The organism is Virgibacillus flavescens, from assembly GCF_050574275.1.
Classification (GTDB): domain Bacteria; phylum Bacillota; class Bacilli; order Bacillales; family Amphibacillaceae; genus Virgibacillus_F; species Virgibacillus_F flavescens.
The window spans coordinates 1-18,984 of record NZ_CP192260.1 but is presented as its reverse complement, the minus strand read 5'-3'; the positions used below and the strand labels follow the sequence as shown (position 1 = coordinate 18,984).

Here is an 18,984-nt window from a genome sequence, read left to right as displayed (position 1 = left end):
GAATATGGAATATTATCCCATACCATGTTAAATTTAACTTTTAGTTTTATGGATAACATCTCCCGAAATGGTTAAATTAATTATTGCGGAGGTGATATTAGATGGCTAACAAATCACAAAAACCTAACAAAACTGCTGCTGGAACAAATGTTCAAAAGGTAAAGCAACAAAACCAAAAAGCAGCTCAGGGTCAAGGTAAATTTGGAACTGAATTTGCATCTGAAACAAACGCACAAGAAGTAAGACAACAAAATCAAAAGTCTCAACAAAATAAGAAATAACTATCTACCCCGTCTTTTGACTTAAAAAAGAGCTTTCTTCTCCCAAGAAAGCTCTTTTTTGTGTTCTGGGCAGGTTAGAAAGCATAAATCTTTCCTTACCATATAAATACGACGCAGGTTTTTACCATTAAGGCTATGCGATAAGCCAAGTTTTCTAAAGATAGAAACCAGATATGAGCGTGTGCCTTTATCTTTATTACAGTTGCCCTTATAATGTAAAAAAAGACCGAGGAATGTATATGGAAAGGAAGATACGATGCCTGGCCCGGGAACTGGTTCCAAAATTCAAATTCAGAGCTACAAGCATAATGGACAACTACATCGAGTATGGGAAAATTGCCTTGTCTTGAAGCGGACAGAAGATGAAGTAATTGGTGCGAATGACAAAACTAACGTGATTGAAAGTGATGGGAGAACTTGGGTCACGCGTGAGCCTGCAATTTGTTATTTTCATGCAAAATATTGGTTTAATATAATTGGCATGCTGCGCAATGATGGTATTCATTATTACTGTAATATTAGTTCACCGTTTGTTTATGACGATGAAGCATTGAAATATATTGATTATGATTTAGATGTGAAAGTTTTTCCTGATATGACTTATAATTTATTAGATGAAGATGAGTATGACGAACATAAAGAACAAATGGGTTATCCAGTAGTGCTGGATCAGATATTACACAAGCACATGGATTATTTATTACGGTGGGTGCATCAGAGGAAAGGGCCATTTTCACCAGAATTTGTTGATCAATGGTATGAACGATTTCTTACGTACAGATAAAATAAATACTAAAGTGAGACCTTGCTACTCAGGTGGCAGGGGTTTTTCTTGCACGTAGGGAAAGTATAAATTCTTTCTTACTAAAGGTTTCGCCATTCCGGCCAGGCAATAATCTAAATTTTTCAAGCATAACTAGTGTTAGGAAATAATAGCAAATAGATGAGGTAGATATAAAATGAGCAGTATAAAGCAATACATGCAATTTGTTAAACCGTACAAATGGAAAATTGTTTGGACAGTTCTTATTGGCATTATAAAATTCGCTATTCCATTATTACTTCCATTAATTTTGAAATATATTATAGATGATATTATCAACGCTGATGATATGAGTGACGCAGCTAAAACAAGTGAACTTCTGTGGATTATGGGAGGCGCATTTGCCGTTTTCTTAATTATACGTCCACCTGTTGAATATATCAGGCAGTATTTGGCGCAATGGGTAGGAAACAATATCCTTTTTGATATAAGGGACAGACTGTTTGATCATATTCAAAAATTAAGTTTAAAATTTTACTCGAAGACAAAAACCGGGGAAATTATTTCCCGGGTAATACATGATGTCGAACAAACGAAGAATTTTGTTCTGACAGGCTTAATGAACGTATGGTTAGACATAATAACCATACTTATTGCAATAGCAATTATGCTGACAATGAATGTTGGACTAACAATTGTTTCGATTATTTTATTTCCCTTGTTTGGCTTTTCTATAAAGTACTTTTATGGGAGACTGCGCCGATTGACTCGCGATCGTTCCCAAGCACTTGCTGAGGTCCAAGGTCATCTTCACGAACGGGTTCAGGGTATTCCTGTTACTAGAAGTTTTGCATTAGAGGATTATGAACAGGAACAATTTAATACAAGAAATGCGAACTTTTTGGACAAAGCCTTGCAACATACGAATTGGAATGCCAAAACATTTGCAGTTACAAATACTATTACAGACTTAGCACCTTTATTAGTAATTGCTTATGCAGGATATCAAGTGATTAACGGAGGACTAACGGTTGGTACAATGGCCGCTTTTGTTGTTTATATGGACAGGGTTTACAGCCCTTTACGTCGATTAATAAATTCCTCGACTGTTTTAACCCAATCCATTGCATCAATTGATCGTGTGTTTGAGTTTTTAAATGAAAAATATGATATCGTAGACAAAAAAGATGCTCAGGATATAACCGATGTTAAGGGACAGGTTACTTTTGATAATGTTTCATTTCGTTACGATGACGATGAAGATGAAGTGTTAAAAGATGTTTCACTTCACGTAGAAAAGGGTGAGACAATAGCATTAGTCGGCATGAGTGGGGGCGGAAAATCCACATTGATTAGCCTCATCCCGCGCTTTTATGATGTGACGAATGGTTCTATTAAGGTTGATGGAATAGATATTCGCGATGTCAAAGCTCGCTCACTTCGAGATAATATTGGGATGGTGCTGCAGGATAATACATTGTTCAGTGAGTCCATTTCGATGAACATCCGAATGGGTAATCCAGATGCGACAGATGAAGAAGTGATAACTGCTGCAAAAGCCGCAAATGCGCATGAGTTTATTACTGGTTTAGTTCACGGTTATGACACGTTGGTGGGTGAACGTGGTGTTAAACTGTCCGGCGGGCAGAAACAGCGTATAGCAATTGCGCGTGTATTTCTAAAAAATCCTCCAATCCTGATTTTCGATGAAGCTACATCAGCACTCGATCTTGAAAGTGAGCACACTATTCAAGAAGCATTGGAAAAATTAGCTTCAGATAGAACTACATTCATCGTTGCCCATCGATTAGCTACAATTACGCATGCTGACCGGATTGTGGTTGTTGTAAATGGAGAAATCCAAGAAAGTGGAACACACGATGAGTTAATAAGAAAGCAAGGAAGCTACTACAATTTATATCAAGTGCAAAACTTAGACCAGCCTGATTTAGTAAAAGGCTAATAATTAATCTCCTACTTGCGAAAGACAGCAGTAGGAGATTTTTTTGACATGTGTTTCATATAAATCGAATGATATCTCAATCGGAGATGCGATGATAGATTGACTTATTTAATTTTACGAAGCAATGTTATGAATTGTTATTATAAAAAACAAATAAACCGAACGAAGTTGTAAGCTTCGTCCGGTTTATGGTACAAATAATATATTTTTGTTTCTGCCTCTTTAAAATTTACTCAGCCATCACACGGAAAACGTGATCTACTGCTTCAATTGTTTCATTAATATCTTTAGTTGTATGTTCAGTAGTTAAAAACCATGCTTCGTATTTAGATGGAGCTAAATTGATACCTTGCTCGAGCATCAGTTTAAAGAACCGGGCAAATGATTCTCCGTCACTCGCTTCAGCCTGATCATAGTTCGTTATTGTCCCTTCTCCAAAATATACGGTAAGTGCACCGCATAAACGGTTTAGAGAGATAGTGATTCCATGCTCTTTGGCTTTCTTAAGAATTCCAGCCTCTAATTGAGCACCAAGTTCATCCAGCCGTTCGTATACTCCATCCTGCTGCAAAACTTCCAGACAAGCAATGCCAGAAGCCATTGAGGCTGGGTTGCCGGCCATCGTTCCTGCCTGATATGCAGGTCCAAGTGGTGCTACTTGTTCCATAATATCCAGGCGTCCACCGTAAGCGCCGATTGGAAGACCACCACCAATAATTTTCCCCATTGCTGTCATATCGGGTTCAACACCATATACCTGTTGGGCACTGCCATAAGTAAATCTGAAGGCAGTAATAACCTCGTCATAGATGACTAAAGCACCAGCATTATGCGCAATATCATTCACTGCTTGAAGAAAACCTTCATGCGGTTCAACAATTCCAAAGTTACCAACAATGGGCTCAACTAAAACTGCAGCAATTTCATCCCCGAAGTGATTAATAGCTTTTTCAAAAGCATTCAGATCGTTGAACGGAACAGTAATAACGTCTTCAGCTACTGCTTTAGGAATCCCGGCTGAGTCCGGGGTACCGAGTGTTGCAGGGCCTGAACCAGCTTGTACGAGCACGGCATCAAAATGGCCGTGATAGCAACCTGCAAATTTTATAACCTTCGTACGGTTTGTGTATGCACGTGCCACTCGAATAGTAGTCATTACCGCCTCGGTTCCAGAATTCGTGAACCGAACTTTTTCAAGTGATGGAATAGCTGACTTAAGCATTTTTGCAAAAGTATTCTCCAGTTCTGTTGGGGTACCATATAATACGCCTTTAGCAGCTGCTTCGGTTATAGCTTTTGTAATATGTGGATGTGCGTGGCCGGTAATAATAGGTCCATATGCTGCAAGGTAGTCAATATATTTATTGCCATCAACATCAAAGAAATAAGCTCCTTCTCCTCTATCCATATATACGGGCGCGCCACCGCCAACGGCCTTGTATGCACGAGATGGCGAGTTTACACCTCCGACTATATGCTGAAGGGCTTCTTCGTGTAACGCTTGTGACTTTGTATGTGTTCTCATTTGTATTTTTTCCTCCTAGACTATAAAAAGTACCAGCCTCTATCGTACCCTAAGTAGCTGGAAAAATAAATGACATAGACGATAAGGACAAGGCGTATGTTTAAAATAAAAGAGGGGATAGTTATGAACATTGTTGCTTGGATTTTTGTCTGCCTGGTAAGCGGAACAATGATTGGCAGTATTGTCTATTTTCTAAAACGAGGCAGTAATTATGAACGCAGCTTTTCAATGGATATTTTTTATACACTGCTTGTTGTATATATAATAGTTATCATTGGTTTTGCACTTATCTATTTCATACTGTCATTTCAAAAAATCCTATTAGTCGAGGGCGGAGAACTCAGACAGGTGAGCATGATCGGAACATTGATTCACTCGACTTATTTTAGTGGAGTAACAATGCTGACAATAGGATATGGTGATATTACTCCGATAGGATATGGCCGTCTGCTTGCACTTATTCAAGCATTAATCGGATATATTTTACCAACAGCTTTTGTTCTTCGATTGGTCCAAAATAAACAGGATGATTAGAATTAAGAATAAACTATGCTATAGTAGAAATAGTCGAAATACTTGTATGGAGGGTTTGCAAATGACAGTCGAAACAGGGGAGAAAGCACCGGCATTCACGCTGCCTAATCAAGAAGGTGAAAACGTAAGTCTAAGTGATTTCAATGGTAAACATGTAGTTCTGTACTTTTATCCTAAAGATATGACTCCAGGCTGTACCACGGAAGCGTGCGATTTTCGTGACAACTACACGAACTTCCAGGACCTTGACGCCGTTATAATTGGTGTAAGTCCCGATCCAATTAGCCGTCATCAAAAATTTATCGATAAGCATGAGCTTCCATTTCTATTATTAGCAGACGAAGATCACCAATTAGCTGAGGAATATGGAGTATGGAAGCTTAAGAAGAATTTCGGTAAGGAGTATTATGGAATTGAACGTTCAACATTTATCATCGATAAAGACGGTATTCTGCGAAAAGAATATCGGAAAGTTCGTGTGAAAGATCATGTAGAAGAGGCTTTAACGTATATTAGAGAGAATTTATAAAGTTAAAGAGACAGTCATAATGGTTGATTGACTGTCTTATTCTTTGTTTACATAAAGAATATGGCGGAATAAGTTATAAAAAGGGGAGATACAATTATGCATGATCCAAGATTGACTACACTAGCAGATCAGCTTTTAAACCACTCATTAAAAATGAAGGAAAATGAAACCGTTTTAATCACTGGAACGGTAAACTCAAAACCCTTAATAAAAGAACTGATAAAAGAATCATTTAAACTGAATGTAATACCACACGTGGAATATTCAGATGAAGAAATATCGAGGTTATTAGTAACACAAGCGAAGAAGGAACAATTTACCGCTATTAATAAATGGAATTTACATAAATTTAAAGACATTGATGCGTTTATTCATATAATTGGAGAAGAAAATGATGCTGAAATGGCTGGTGTACCGCACAAACAATTTCAATTAGCGGGAGAGGAAATGAAGGACTCCAATGACTTTGTAGTGGATGAAAGGAAATGGGTATTACTAAACTACCCAACGAACGGTTTTGCTCAGAAAGCAAAGATGAGTTATGACGCTTTTTATGATTATTATATTGACGTTTGTTCCATTGACTACAAAAAGATGGAACGGGCACAGCAAACCCTAAAGGACTTGATGGATAAAACAGATAAAGTGCGTATTAGTGCTCCAGGAACTGAATTGACATTCTCCATTAAAGATATACCTTCTGTTATGTGTGCTGGTGAATGTAATATTCCCGATGGAGAAGTGTATACAGCACCAGTTTTAGACAGTGTTAATGGAACAATAAAATTTAATACACCGTGCCCGTATCAGGGGAACGTTTTTAACGAAGTTGAATTAACATTTGAAAGTGGAAAAATAATAAAAGCCAGCGCAGATAAATCTGATGAACTGAATGCAATCCTGGATACAGACAAAGGAGCAAGGTTCATCGGTGAATTCGCACTCGGGTTAAATCCCAAAATCACTGAGCCAATGGGAGATATTTTATTTGATGAAAAAATAGCTGGAAGTCTTCACTTTACTCCTGGTGCTTCGTACGATGATGCTGATAATGGTAATGATTCTGCTGTGCACTGGGATATGGTTTTGATTCAGCGGTCCGAATATGGCGGAGGCGAAATATATTTTGATGATGTATTGATACGGAAAGATGGTATATTTGTTTTAGATGAATTACAAGCTTTAAATCCAGAAAATTTACTGTGATTTCACTAGGAGGAATGAAGGTTGACTATACTTTTTTCGGCAAAAATATCAAAGCAGCATAAAGAAAAGCTGGAAGAGCGATTTACGGAAGAGAATTTTATTTTCTGTGACAATATGGGCAGTGCAGAAAAACATTTGGTGCAAGCAGAAATTCTTGTTACGTATGGAGAAGATTTGACTGATAAACGGATTAATCAAGCGGAAAAATTAAAGTGGATCATGGTTTTCTCTGCAGGAATGGACCGCATGCCATTTACTGCCATTGCTAATAGAGGTATTTTAGTTACAAATGCGAGAGGAATTCATAAGATTCCTATGGCAGAATTTGCGATAACCAGCATCTTACAGGTTTCAAGACAATCCAAACAGCTGTTTGAAAATGAAAAAAACCATAAATGGGACCGATCCGTTAAGATGGAAGAAATTACAGGGAAAACATTGCTTGTGGCAGGAACGGGAGCAATTGGTCAGGAAGTTGCCCGATTAGCAAAAGCATTTCGCATGAAAACTTATGGTGTTTCAAGAAGCGGAGAGCCTGTCGAGTTTTTCGATAAAACTGTACAGCCTGAAAAAATGCGCTACTTGTTGCCGGAAGCGGATTTTGTTGTCTCGGTTTTGCCTAGTACAACGGAAACAAAAGGCTTTTTCACGGACGAGCATTTCAAGTTAATGCCTAATCATGCTATTTTCCTTAATATGGGTAGAGGAGATGCAGTGTCAGGAAATGTATTACAGCAGGCTATTCAGTCAGAAGAGATAGCACATGCTATCCTTGATGTCTTTGAAGAAGAACCTTTGGAAGCAAATCATCCCTTCTGGAAATCGGAGAAAGTTACTGTAACGCCACATATATCTGGAATATCACCAGAATATCAAACACGGGCATTAGAAATTTTCGAAAAAAACCTTCATACGTATAAACAAGACGGCAAAAGCTTTATAAATAACATTGATCCAAAGAGGGGGTACTAGTAGATGAGAATTTATACAAGGTCAGGAGATAAAGGAACAACTTCACTTATCTATGGTCAGAGGGTGCCAAAAAACGATTTGCGAGTTGAGGCATATGGTACTTGTGATGAAGCCAATTCAATGATTGGTCTGGCACTAAGCTTTCTTGAGAATGAAGAATGGGAAGAAAAAGAAGCATTTTTGAAAACCATGCATCGTGTACAGACTATTCTTTTTCATGTTGGTGCAGAACTTGCAACGCCACGTGACAAGGAAGTAAGCTGGAAGCTGAAGGAAACGTACATCGAAGAATTGGAAACGCAAATCGATAAATGGGACGTTGAACTTCCAGCATTAAAAAACTTTATATTACCATCGGGACACAGTGCATCCAGTGCTTTGCATACAGCAAGAACTGTTGCCAGAAGAGCGGAACGGACCGCAGTGGGGCTTGAAGATGAATTGAATAATCCTTTAGTTGTTTCATATCTGAATCGACTATCGGACTTCTTATTTGTTGCAGCACGGTATGTAAATCATAGCCTTGGTGGCGATGAAATTCCTTTGCAGGCAGATGTGTAATTTACCAGTAATTGTTCGATAAAGTGCTATTCCATCAGTTCTCTTCATATACTATTATTGACAGAAATGCGATAGAGCGGTTACACTATTTATAGTGATTATTAAATAATAATAGCGGTAAACGTAATTAAAGTATTAAACATATAGCAAAACTAATGAAAGTGAGGTGCATGACGGTGTCAGAACAAAAACTGCGTGCAGCGATAAGCACACTAAAAGAATCCGGCGTTCGGATTACACCACAACGTCATGCGGTTCTTGAGTACCTGTTTAATTCAATGATTCATCCAACTGCAGATGATATATATAAAGCGCTCGAAGGGAAGTTTCCTAACATGAGTGTTGCTACCGTATACAATAATCTTCGAGTCCTTCGTGAAATTGGGCTTGTTAGAGAACTGACGTATGGAGATGCCTCAAGCAGATTTGACTGTAATACATCCGATCACTATCACATAATCTGTGATTCTTGTGGAAAAATTGTTGATTTTCATTATCCACCGCTTAATGAAGTAGAGTCATTAGCTGAACAAGTGACCGGATTTGATGTAAGTCATCATCGGATGGAATTATACGGACAATGCGAAAGCTGTCAAAAAGTAGATACTAAAAAGCACTAAGATATAATAGAAACCCAGCAGCCAAAAAGGCAGCTGGGTTTTATTTATTCTATACTGACTTTAATCCATTGACGGACACTATTAATAAACCAGATTTGCTCACAGTTCTTCAATTCATGCAAATAGATAACTCTTTCTGCAACAGTCTCAGTAAGTAATAATTCTTCACGGAATGTTCCAGCTAAAAGTCCACAGCTTACTGGGGGGGTGAACAAGTGACCTTCCATTTTTACAACGATATTTCCCCCAGTGAATTCCGTTACTTCACTCTTTTCATTCCATAGTAGTACATCATAACTATCTGGGAAAAAGGCTTTTGCATCTTCATAGACGGACCGATTAGTAGTTTTGTGATATAGAAAAACATCCTCACTGTTAACTGGCGTATTCGCAATATCAATATTCACTGTACCTAATGGATTTTCTTTAATTGATATTGCCTCGCAGTCAATTTTTCCTTTTTTATCAATGAGTAAACGAATCTTCCATTTTCCAAGATGATGCACAGAAGCTATTTTTTTCAATGCATGACGAACAGCATGCTGGTCGAATGAAAAATCGAAGTATCGTGCGGATTTCTCAATCCGTTTTAAATGATTTTCTAATATAAAATAGTCTCCATCTATCAGTGCGAGTGATTCTAACAATAGAAATGAAGGTTGCTTTCGCTTTAATAAAGCAGCTTTTGTCAGGATTTCATCATATTCGCCGTCACTAGTGGAATCCCAGGTAACACCGCCGCCGACTCCATAAGTAGCGGTTCCATCATGATGGTCGATAGCTACTGTCCGAATGGGAACATTAAATATCGCTTCGTTATTTGGAGTAATATATCCTATTGTGCCACAGTAGACGCCACGTGCTGCGGACTCTAATTCCTGAATTATTCTCATCGTACTGATTTTAGGTGCTCCAGTAATGGAACCACATGGAAATAAGGCATGGAACAAATCTGTTAGTGAAGTATTTTCGTTAACAGCTGCAGTTACTGTTGATGTCATCTGATAGACAGTAGGGTATTTTTCAATCGTAAATAATTCCGGAACCTCCACACTCCCAGGCTGTGCTATTGTACCAAGATCATTGCGGAGAAGGTCTACTATCATTACATTTTCTGCCTTGTCTTTTTCAGATTGGGCTAGCCACGCTGCTTTCTCACAATCTTCTTCATACGTTTTCCCACGTTTGACAGTTCCTTTCATCGGACGGGTTGTAATCTTTTCACTGCTTTTATGAAAAAACAATTCGGGTGAAGCAGATAAGATAGTATGATCATCTGTTTGAATGAAAGCACTGTAATCTGCTGATTGTGCCTTTGCAAGCTGGTTATAGTAAGACTTCGCATCTCCTGAAAATGATGATGATAAGCGGACCGTATAATTTACCTGGTATGTATCACCTTGTTCAATATACTGTTTAATTTGTTCGATATTCGATTGATATTCTTCGGAAGCTTCAGAAGCAGTCCACTCGTCGATTTGAAAAGAGTTCTCTTCCTGCAATTCTTCCTGCACAGGTTCTTCGAAAATTCCAAACCAGACTAACGGCATATTTCCTTCACTATTAACACGGAATTCCGAGTCGAATGCTGGTGCTGCTTCATAAGTTACATAACCTGCAGCATAGTAGCCAGCATCAACTGCCTTTTGAACTTTTTCAAAAGAACTCAGAACATCTTCCAAGTTCCACGTACAAATAACATCTATTGGATTCGAAAATTTTAGTGGATGTCTAAATCCGTTACTATCCTTGAAATTAAAAAATAGCTCTGGTTTCATTTTGTGGTTCATTGATACAGACCTCCTTTTTTTGTGTAAAAAAATTACGTAATAGGGCAAGTCCGCCTTCTGTAAGAATTGCTTCAGGATGTGCCTGAATTCCTTCAACTGGATAAGATTTATGACGTAATGCCATAATTTCTCCTTCATTGGATGCTGCTGTTATTTCTAAACAGTCTGGTAAAGTCGATGTTTTTACTATTAAAGAGTGGTATCTTGTTACTGTAAGAGGATTTGGTAAACCACGAAATAAGCCCTTTTCATTATGTTTAACATTGGAAACTTTTCCGTGCATCGGTTGTTTTGCTTTAATTATGTTTCCGCCAAAAGCCTGCGCAATTGTTTGATGGCCAAGACAAACACCGAGGATTGGAATGTGCTTATAGAAATTTTTAACTGTTTCTAATGATATGCCAGCGTCAGAAGGGTGGCCAGGGCCAGGAGAAATCAGAATGTGGGACGGGTTTAAATTTCTTATCTCTTCTATAGTAATCTTGTTATTGCGGGCAACGATTACTTCTTTATCTAATTGCTTTATGTATTGAACCAGATTAAAAGTGAATGAGTCATAATTATCAATGATTAGAATCACTGTATCTTACCTCTTTCCTTTAAAAATATAATATGCGCTATCATTATAGCAAAATTCTATTTAACTTTCGCAGATTAAATAAGCTGGTGCTGCTTATAATAGTTGAATTAACCCGTAATCTATTATAGTAGTGAGGGAAAATCACTAAACTGCGAATTAACCACACAGATCCGAAAATAAACTACGTTATAACAGCAACGTGATTTCCACGGATGGCAGTCGCTCACCTTGGGGTGGCTGGTGAGCCTTCTCGTGCTTACGCACTCCGGGGTCTCACCTATGCCTATCCTCCCGCAGGAGTTGACTGCCATCCGCTCCAATCACTAGACAATAGATAGCTGTCGTGGATCTATTAACATCACACCCCAGTCTGTTTTAGGATGCATTAGTTGAGAGAAATATCAAAGACATAAACAACTTTACCAGTACAGGTGAGCGGAGGGCGGTGACTCCTGCGGGAACAGCACGAGTCTGAAGGCCCCGCAGAAAAGCATTTTTAAGAGGAGGGCCAACTAAACCCGTCCTTTGCGGACAACGTCGGCATACCCCTTGTCGGGGCAAGGAGACTGAAGCCGTGCCCGCGGAAAGCATCCGCCCGCAGCGATCCTGGACGGCGGCTTAAGAATCAGTAATTTGGTGATAAAGCTATAGTTAAATCGAGTTATTTCGCAGTTTCCTTCAAAAACGACAAAGTAATTAGCGGCATTTTTTAGGAAAAGTTATATTTGTAATTCGTGTTAAGTGACATATTTTAAGTGCTCCAAGAAAAACTACAGTTTGCTTCATTATGATTTTCTATGTACGACAGTTGAGTAATAAAAAATCCGTCTGGACGACGGATTTAATTTCTATTTTTATTCTTATTGAACTCACGACGGTGTTTACCAGCGTTATACTTTTCGTCAAAATCTTTACCTTCCAAGTCTTTGTCTAAAGTAAGCGGCTGTTTGCAGTGCATACAAGCATCAACTCGTCCAAGCATCTTAGTCGGTTTCTCGCAGCTTGGACAAATAATAGGAACTGCCTTAGTCGATAGCATCCCAATCCAAAAATAGACAACTGTACTAAAAATTACACACAGGATACCAATTATGAAAAAAATAGCCATTAGCCATGCGGTTTCCTTAGTGAAGATTCCCAAATACATAAACCCGAATCCTCCAAAAATCAAATACATTGCAAAGGAACGGATTTTATTAATTTTACTTGAATAGACCAACTGTGACATGTCAATCCTCCTTAAAGCTTTCCAGAAATAGTATAGCATATCTCGAGACTCTGATGGAGTATAAAGGACAAGGAAATGTAAGTATAAGCTGGATACAGTCGAACAACGCAGCAGGAAGTGTTTAAATTGAATTTTTTGTGACGAAAGAGGAATTTCAAGACCGGATAACGAATAGTACAAAGTATAAACAATAATAGAAGGAGTTGACCAAGTGGAAGATTTATTAAGACCCATTTACCAGGAACGAGCAAGTGAATTAGATACTTTGGGTATTCTGTTAATAGAAAAAACGAGACCGAATAGTCCACTTACAGATAACTTCGATGTTATCCTGTTAATCATTGTGGACAATGATAACCAGCCATGGCATGTTAAGCATTATGAGTTTGACGATAAAATTGCCGCCCTTCACGTGGTGAGCGAAGACTTATTAATGCAATGGATAGACACCAGTACATATCGTCGCGCAGTAGAGTGGGTGATATACGGAAAAGTGTTGTTTGATCGTAATGAGTATATTAATAAATTAAAAGAAGAATTGAGAAGTTTTCCATCCGATAAACGAGATTTGCGGAAAGCGATTGAATTCGGGAAATTAATCAGAAGCTACAGTGAAGCGAAAGACTTATATGAAATATCGCATTATAAGGATGCATACAGCAGAATGATTCATTCTCTTCATTACTTAGCAAGACTAGCTGTTATCGAAAAAGGGTTTCATCCAGAAGTAACTGTATGGAAGCAAGTGCATCAAATTGATCCGGAAGTATATAAATTATATGAAGAATTAATTCAAAGTAATGAAGAAATAGAGAAGCGTGTTCAGCTGATGATCTTGGCAATTGATTTTGTAATCAGCAACCGGGCAAGGTATTCGGTTAAACATCTGCTCGATATTATGGAAGAAGACAGTTGGTCGTATAGTGAGCTGAAAACACATCCTTCCCTTTTACCTTATGGGTTAGATCTTACGGCGATTATGAGTTATCTATCGGAAAAGAACATTATTGCAACAGAACGTGTAGAAACTAAAGGTGTTGGGGTTTTTCAGAGAAAGTATAGAGTGAATAGAATTGATTAAAACAAAGCCTGCATAGATAAATGCGGGCTTTGTTATTAAAAAGTAAATTTATGTAAACAGGCAGTAGAACAGTGCGGTGCGGTAGTTTGTCTATCGATGGATTAGTAAAAAAGAACGTTTTAATTAAAAATAGGTTTGACTTCTATATTTAACCATGATAAAGTTAATTCTGTTGCCAAAAAACACGGTAAACACAGCAACAAAAACTTAAAAGATTAAAAAATTCCCTGTTGACATTATAACAGTGAATATGGTATTCTATTAAAGTCGCCAAAACGAGGCGGCAAAATGATTTGATCCTTGAAAACTGAACAAAACAACCAAGTATGTTAAGAACAAGCAAGAAAGCTAAGACAACTGATGGGATTAATTTTATTAATCTTATCCAAACTATTTTGGAGAGTTTGATCTTGGCTCAGGACGAACGCTGGCGGCGTGCCTAATACATGCAAGTCGAGCGCGGGAAGCAAGCAATCACCCTTCGGGGTGTGCGCTTGTGGAACGAGCGGCGGACGGGTGAGTAACACGTGGGCAACCTGCCTGCAAGATTGGGATAACTCCGGGAAACCGGAGCTAATACCGAATAATACTTTTTATCTCATGGTAGAAAGTTGAAAGGCGGCTTCGGCTGTCACTTGCAGATGGGCCCGCGTCGCATTAGCTAGTTGGTGGGGTAATGGCCCACCAAGGCGACGATGCGTAGCCGACCTGAGAGGGTGATCGGCCACACTGGGACTGAGACACGGCCCAGACTCCTACGGGAGGCAGCAGTAGGGAATCTTCCGCAATGGACGAAAGTCTGACGGAGCAACGCCGCGTGAGTGATGAAGGTTTTCGGATCGTAAAGCTCTGTTGTTGGGGAAGAACAAGTACCGTTCTAATAGGACGGTGCCTTGACGGTACCTAACCAGAAAGCCCCGGCTAACTACGTGCCAGCAGCCGCGGTAATACGTAGGGGGCAAGCGTTGTCCGGAATTATTGGGCGTAAAGCGCTCGCAGGCGGTCTTTTAAGTCTGATGTGAAAGCCCACGGCTCAACCGTGGGGGGTCATTGGAAACTGGAGGACTTGAGTACAGAAGAGGAGAGTGGAATTCCACGTGTAGCGGTGAAATGCGTAGAGATGTGGAGGAACACCAGTGGCGAAGGCGACTCTCTGGTCTGTAACTGACGCTGAGGAGCGAAAGCGTGGGGAGCGAACAGGATTAGATACCCTGGTAGTCCACGCCGTAAACGATGAGTGCTAGGTGTTAGGGGGTTTCCGCCCCTTAGTGCTGAAGTTAACGCATTAAGCACTCCGCCTGGGGAGTACGGCCGCAAGGCTGAAACTCAAAAGAATTGACGGGGGCCCGCACAAGCGGTGGAGCATGTGGTTTAATTCGAAGCAACGCGAAGAACCTTACCAGGTCTTGACATCCTCTGCAAGCGATAGAGATATCGTGTTCCCTTCGGGGACAGAGTGACAGGTGGTGCATGGTTGTCGTCAGCTCGTGTCGTGAGATGTTGGGTTAAGTCCCGCAACGAGCGCAACCCTTGATCTTAGTTGCCAGCATTCAGTTGGGCACTCTAAGGTGACTGCCGGTGACAAACCGGAGGAAGGTGGGGATGACGTCAAATCATCATGCCCCTTATGACCTGGGCTACACACGTGCTACAATGGATGGAACAAAGGGACGCAAAACCGCGAGGTCAAGCAAATCCCATAAAACCATTCTCAGTTCGGATTGTAGGCTGCAACTCGCCTACATGAAGCCGGAATCGCTAGTAATCGCGGATCAGCATGCCGCGGTGAATACGTTCCCGGGCCTTGTACACACCGCCCGTCACACCACGAGAGTTGGTAACACCCGAAGTCGGTGAGGTAACCTTTTAGGGGCCAGCCGCCGAAGGTGGGACCAATGATTGGGGTGAAGTCGTAACAAGGTAGCCGTATCGGAAGGTGCGGCTGGATCACCTCCTTTCTAAGGAAAAACAGAAAGCCGAAGCTAGTGATAGCAGAAGCCGTACTGTTTAACGGAAAATCGGTGACGCTTGCGTCATCGTAAGACCTATCGTTGATAGGCCTTAACATACAAGGTTGTTTGTTCAGTTTTGAGGGATGCGAATCTCTCTTTTTGTACCTTGAAAACTAAATAAGAGCAATATAGACAAGACATCGAATTAAAACGTAAGTTCTTAATCATAAAGATAGTTAAGTGAAGAAGAGCGCACGGTGAATGCCTTGGCACTAGGAGCCGACGAAGGACGGGACTAACACCGATATGCCTCGGGGAGTTGTAAGTAGACATTGATCCGAGGATTTCCGAATGGGGAAACCCACTGTTCGTAATGGAGCAGTACGCATATCTGAATACATAGGGTATGTGAGGCAGACCCGGGGAACTGAAACATCTCAGTACCCGGAGGAAGAGAAAGCAAATGCGATTTCCTGAGTAGCGGCGAGCGAAACGGAATCAGCCCAAACCAGAAAGCTTGCTTTCTGGGGTTGTAGGACACTCCTTTGGAGTTACAAAGAAATACTTTAGATGAATCGATCTGGAACGATCAGCCATAGCGGGTAAGAGCCCTGTAGTCGAAAAAGTGTTTCCTCCGGAGTGTATCCTGAGTACGGCGGGACACGAGAAATCCCGTCGGAATCCGGGAGGACCATCTCCCAAGGCTAAATACTACCTAGTGACCGATAGTGAACCAGTACCGTGAGGGAAAGGTGAAAAGCACCCCGGAAGGGGAGTGAAAGAGATCCTGAAACCGTGCGCTTACAAGTAGTCGAAGCCCGTTAATGGGTGACGGCGTACCTTTTGTAGAATGGACCGGCGAGTTACGATCGTATGCAAGGTTAAGTGGAAGACACGGAGCCGCAGCGAAAGCGAGTCTGAATAGGGCGAAATAGTATGCGGTCGTAGACCCGAAACCGTGTGATCTACCCATGTCCAGGGTGAAGGTCAGGTAACACTGACTGGAGGCCCGAACCCACGTATGTTGAAAAATGCGGGGATGAGGTGTGGGTAGGGGTGAAATGCCAATCGAACACGGAGATAGCTGGTTCTCTCCGAAATAGCTTTAGGGCTAGCCTCAGGCAGATGCGTACTGGAGGTAGAGCACTGATTGGACTAGGGGCCCTCACCGGGTTACCGAATTCAGTCAAACTCCGAATGCCAGCTACGTAAGCCTGGGAGTCAGACTATGGGTGATAAGGTTCATAGTCGAAAGGGAAACAGCCCAGACCGCCAGCTAAGGTCCCAAAGTATACGTTAAGTGGAAAAGGATGTGGAGTTGCCCAGACAACCAGGATGTTGGCTTAGAAGCAGCCACCATTTAAAGAGTGCGTAATAGCTCACTGGTCGAGTGACTCTGCGCCGAAAATGTACCGGGGCTAAACGTATCACCGAAGCTGCGGATTGTTCTTTGAACAATGGTAGGAGAGCGTTCGAACTGCTGTGAAGTCAGACCGTGAGGACTGGTGGAGCGTTTCGAAGTGAGAATGCCGGTATGAGTAGCGAAAAAAGAGTGAGAATCTCTTTCACCGAAAGCCTAAGGTTTCCTGAGGAAGGCTCGTCCGCTCAGGGTTAGTCGGGACCTAAGCCGAGGCCGAAAGGCGTAGGCGATGGACAACAGGTAGATATTCCTGTACCACCTCATGAATGTTTGAGCGATGGGGGGACGCAGTAGGATAAGGAATGCGCACCGATGGATGAGTGCGCCCAAGCAGCAAGGGAGTTGGATTGGCAAATCCGTCCAACAATTCTGAGCTGTGATGGGGAGGGAAATTAAGTACCGAAGTTCTGGATTTCACACTGCCAAGAAAAGCCTCTAGTGAGTTCATAGGTGCCCGTACCGTAAACCGACACAGGTAGGCGAGGAGAGAATCCTAAGGTGATCGGGAGAACTCTCGTTAAGGAACTCGGCAAAATGACCCCGTAACTTCGGGAGAAGGGGTGCTCCTTTTAAGGAGGAGCCGCAGTGAATAGGCCCAAGCGACTGTTTAGCAAAAACACAGGTCTCTGCGAAGCCGAAAGGCGAAGTATAGGGGCTGACACCTGCCCGGTGCTGGAAGGTTAAGGGGAAAGGTTAGCGCCTTCGGGCGCGAAGCTTAGAACCGAAGCCCCAGTAAACGGCGGCCGTAACTATAACGGTCCTAAGGTAGCGAAATTCCTTGTCGGGTAAGTTCCGACCCGCACGAAAGGTGCAACGACTTGGGCACTGTCTCAACGAGAGACCCGGTGAAATTATACTATGCGTGAAGATGCGCATTACCCGCGACAGGACGGAAAGACCCCGTGGAGCTTTACTATAGCCTGATATTGAATGTTGGTACAGCTTGTACAGGATAGGTGGGAGCCTTAGAAACCGGAGCGCTAGCTTCGGTGGAGGCATCCGTGGGATACCACCCTGGCTGTACGGACATTCTAACCCAGGACCGTAATCCGGTTCGGAGACAGTGTCAGGCGGGTAGTTTGACTGGGGCGGTCGCCTCCCAAAGAGTAACGGAGGCGCCCAAAGGTTCCCTCAGAATGGTTGGAAATCATTCGTAGAGTGTAAAGGCATAAGGGAGCTTGACTGCGAGACCTACAAGTCGAGCAGGGACGAAAGTCGGGCTTAGTGATCCGGTGGTTCCGCATGGAAGGGCCATCGCTCAACGGATAAAAGCTACCCCGGGGATAACAGGCTTATCTCCCCCAAGAGTTCACATCGACGGGGAGGTTTGGCACCTCGATGTCGGCTCATCGCATCCTGGGGCTGTAGTCGGTCCCAAGGGTTGGGCTGTTCGCCCATTAAAGCGGTACGCGAGCTGGGTTCAGAACGTCGTGAGACAGTTCGGTCCCTATCCGTCGTGGGCGTTGGAAGTTTGAGAGGAGCTGTCCTTAGTACGAGAGGACCGGGATGGACATACCGCTGGTGTACCAGTTGTTCCGCCAGGAGCATAGCTGGGTAGCTACGTGTGGAAAGGATAAGTGCTGAAAGCATCTAAGCATGAAGCCCCCCTCAAGATGAGACTTCCCATCACTTCGAGTGAGTAAGATCCCTCAGAGACGATGAGGTTGATAGGTTCGAGGTGGAAGCGTGGTGACACGTGGAGCTGACGAATACTAATAGATCGAGGACTTAACTAACATTTACGATGTCATGTCTATTGCGCTCTTATTTAGTTTTTAGGGTACAAGAAAAAATAAAAATAGCACTTGCATTTTCATGCGAGAATAGCTATAATAAATCTTGTCCTTGAATTTTCAAGATGGTCTGGTAGTAATAGCGGAGAGGACACACCTGTTCCCATACCGAACACAGTAGTTAAGCTCTCCAGCGCCGATGGTAGTTGGGACTTTGTCCCTGCAAGAGTAGGACGCCGCCAGGCA

At 41.7% G+C, this 18,984-nt stretch carries 14 protein-coding genes and 3 rRNA genes; 13 read left to right on the top strand and 4 right to left on the bottom strand.

The window, feature by feature from the left end:
• Positions 1-101 precede the first annotated feature (101 nt).
• The 3 genes from VBD025_RS00085 to VBD025_RS00075 all read left to right on the top strand — a co-directional run bounded on the left by VBD025_RS00085 (position 102) and on the right by VBD025_RS00075 (position 3,007).
• On the top strand, positions 102-281 hold the full coding sequence (locus VBD025_RS00085; RefSeq protein ID WP_430788115.1) for a gamma-type small acid-soluble spore protein: 180 nt from the start codon (positions 102-104) through the stop codon (positions 279-281).
• A gap of 256 nt (positions 282-537) precedes the next feature.
• The gene (gene ntdP / locus VBD025_RS00080) at positions 538-1,065 is read left to right on the top strand and encodes a nucleoside tri-diphosphate phosphatase (protein ID WP_430788113.1); all 528 of its coding nucleotides are present in this window, start codon (positions 538-540) and stop codon (positions 1,063-1,065) included.
• Positions 1,066-1,240: 175 nt separating this feature from the next.
• Positions 1,241-3,007 (top strand): ABC transporter ATP-binding protein, encoded by a 1,767-nt coding sequence (locus tag VBD025_RS00075; RefSeq protein WP_430788111.1) that lies wholly within the window; start codon positions 1,241-1,243, stop codon positions 3,005-3,007.
• Between the two features lie 229 nt (positions 3,008-3,236).
• On the opposite strand, the gene VBD025_RS00070 is transcribed toward VBD025_RS00075, so the two are convergent.
• Entirely contained in the window at positions 3,237-4,532 is a 1,296-nt protein-coding gene (locus VBD025_RS00070; RefSeq protein WP_430788109.1) for a glutamate-1-semialdehyde 2,1-aminomutase, read from the bottom strand.
• Between the two features lie 123 nt (positions 4,533-4,655).
• Here VBD025_RS00070 and VBD025_RS00065 point away from each other — a divergent pair, with 123 nt between their 5' ends.
• From VBD025_RS00065 to perR, 6 genes are all read left to right on the top strand, one after another.
• Positions 4,656-5,066, top strand: coding sequence for an ion channel (locus VBD025_RS00065; RefSeq protein ID WP_430788107.1), 411 nt, complete (start codon positions 4,656-4,658; stop codon positions 5,064-5,066).
• A 61-nt stretch (positions 5,067-5,127) separates the two neighbouring features.
• Entirely contained in the window at positions 5,128-5,595 is a 468-nt protein-coding gene (bcp, locus tag VBD025_RS00060; RefSeq protein ID WP_430788105.1) for a thioredoxin-dependent thiol peroxidase, read from the top strand.
• A gap of 96 nt (positions 5,596-5,691) precedes the next feature.
• Complete coding sequence (locus VBD025_RS00055) at positions 5,692-6,801, top strand: aminopeptidase (RefSeq protein ID WP_430788103.1); 1,110 nt, start codon at positions 5,692-5,694, stop codon at positions 6,799-6,801.
• A 21-nt stretch (positions 6,802-6,822) separates the two neighbouring features.
• A complete protein-coding gene (locus VBD025_RS00050; RefSeq protein WP_430788101.1) occupies positions 6,823-7,773 on the top strand; it encodes a D-2-hydroxyacid dehydrogenase in 951 nt (316 codons plus the stop codon).
• Positions 7,774-7,776: 3 nt separating this feature from the next.
• A complete protein-coding gene (locus tag VBD025_RS00045) occupies positions 7,777-8,334 on the top strand; it encodes a cob(I)yrinic acid a,c-diamide adenosyltransferase (protein ID WP_430788099.1) in 558 nt (185 codons plus the stop codon).
• A 170-nt stretch (positions 8,335-8,504) separates the two neighbouring features.
• Positions 8,505-8,954, top strand: a complete 450-nt coding sequence (perR, locus tag VBD025_RS00040; protein WP_430791192.1) for a peroxide-responsive transcriptional repressor PerR — start codon at positions 8,505-8,507, stop codon at positions 8,952-8,954.
• Positions 8,955-8,998: 44 nt separating this feature from the next.
• On the opposite strand, the gene pabB is transcribed toward perR, so the two are convergent.
• The 3 genes from pabB to VBD025_RS00025 form a co-directional block, all read right to left on the bottom strand.
• A complete protein-coding gene (pabB, locus tag VBD025_RS00035) occupies positions 8,999-10,744 on the bottom strand; it encodes an aminodeoxychorismate synthase component I (RefSeq protein ID WP_430788097.1) in 1,746 nt (581 codons plus the stop codon).
• A complete protein-coding gene (locus VBD025_RS00030; RefSeq protein WP_430788096.1) occupies positions 10,710-11,324 on the bottom strand; it encodes an anthranilate synthase component II in 615 nt (204 codons plus the stop codon). Before VBD025_RS00030 ends, pabB begins: the two co-directional genes overlap by 35 nt.
• A gap of 841 nt (positions 11,325-12,165) precedes the next feature.
• Complete coding sequence (locus tag VBD025_RS00025) at positions 12,166-12,552, bottom strand: YgzB family protein (protein WP_430788095.1); 387 nt, start codon at positions 12,550-12,552, stop codon at positions 12,166-12,168.
• Between the two features lie 211 nt (positions 12,553-12,763).
• On the opposite strand from VBD025_RS00025, the gene VBD025_RS00020 reads away from it, so the two are divergent.
• The 4 genes from VBD025_RS00020 (at position 12,764) to rrf (ending at position 18,983) form a co-directional block, all read left to right on the top strand.
• Positions 12,764-13,633, top strand: coding sequence for a nucleotidyltransferase-like protein (locus VBD025_RS00020; protein WP_430788093.1), 870 nt, complete (start codon positions 12,764-12,766; stop codon positions 13,631-13,633).
• A 392-nt stretch (positions 13,634-14,025) separates the two neighbouring features.
• Positions 14,026-15,591, top strand: a 16S ribosomal RNA gene (locus VBD025_RS00015).
• 228 nt (positions 15,592-15,819) lie between these two features.
• Positions 15,820-18,741, top strand: a 23S ribosomal RNA gene (locus VBD025_RS00010).
• Between the two features lie 126 nt (positions 18,742-18,867).
• A 5S ribosomal RNA gene (gene rrf / locus VBD025_RS00005) occupies positions 18,868-18,983 on the top strand.
• Together the 16S, 23S and 5S rRNA genes form the textbook arrangement of a ribosomal RNA operon.
• Position 18,984: the final 1 nt, after the last annotated feature.

What these genes read in the sequence shown, in the direction of transcription:
- VBD025_RS00085 (WP_430788115.1), top strand. Translation starts at nt 102, where the DNA reads ATGGCTAACAAATCACAAAAACCTAACAAAACTGCTGCTGGAACAAAT.
- ntdP (WP_430788113.1), top strand. Translation starts at nt 538, where the DNA reads ATGCCTGGCCCGGGAACTGGTTCCAAAATTCAAATTCAGAGCTACAAG.
- VBD025_RS00075 (WP_430788111.1), top strand. Translation starts at nt 1,241, where the DNA reads ATGAGCAGTATAAAGCAATACATGCAATTTGTTAAACCGTACAAATGG.
- VBD025_RS00070 (WP_430788109.1), bottom strand. Translation starts at nt 4,532, where the DNA reads ATGAGAACACATACAAAGTCACAAGCGTTACACGAAGAAGCCCTTCAG.
- VBD025_RS00065 (WP_430788107.1), top strand. Translation starts at nt 4,656, where the DNA reads ATGAACATTGTTGCTTGGATTTTTGTCTGCCTGGTAAGCGGAACAATG.
- bcp (WP_430788105.1), top strand. Translation starts at nt 5,128, where the DNA reads ATGACAGTCGAAACAGGGGAGAAAGCACCGGCATTCACGCTGCCTAAT.
- VBD025_RS00055 (WP_430788103.1), top strand. Translation starts at nt 5,692, where the DNA reads ATGCATGATCCAAGATTGACTACACTAGCAGATCAGCTTTTAAACCAC.
- VBD025_RS00045 (WP_430788099.1), top strand. Translation starts at nt 7,777, where the DNA reads ATGAGAATTTATACAAGGTCAGGAGATAAAGGAACAACTTCACTTATC.
- perR (WP_430791192.1), top strand. Translation starts at nt 8,505, where the DNA reads ATGACGGTGTCAGAACAAAAACTGCGTGCAGCGATAAGCACACTAAAA.
- pabB (WP_430788097.1), bottom strand. Translation starts at nt 10,744, where the DNA reads ATGAACCACAAAATGAAACCAGAGCTATTTTTTAATTTCAAGGATAGT.
- VBD025_RS00025 (WP_430788095.1), bottom strand. Translation starts at nt 12,552, where the DNA reads ATGTCACAGTTGGTCTATTCAAGTAAAATTAATAAAATCCGTTCCTTT.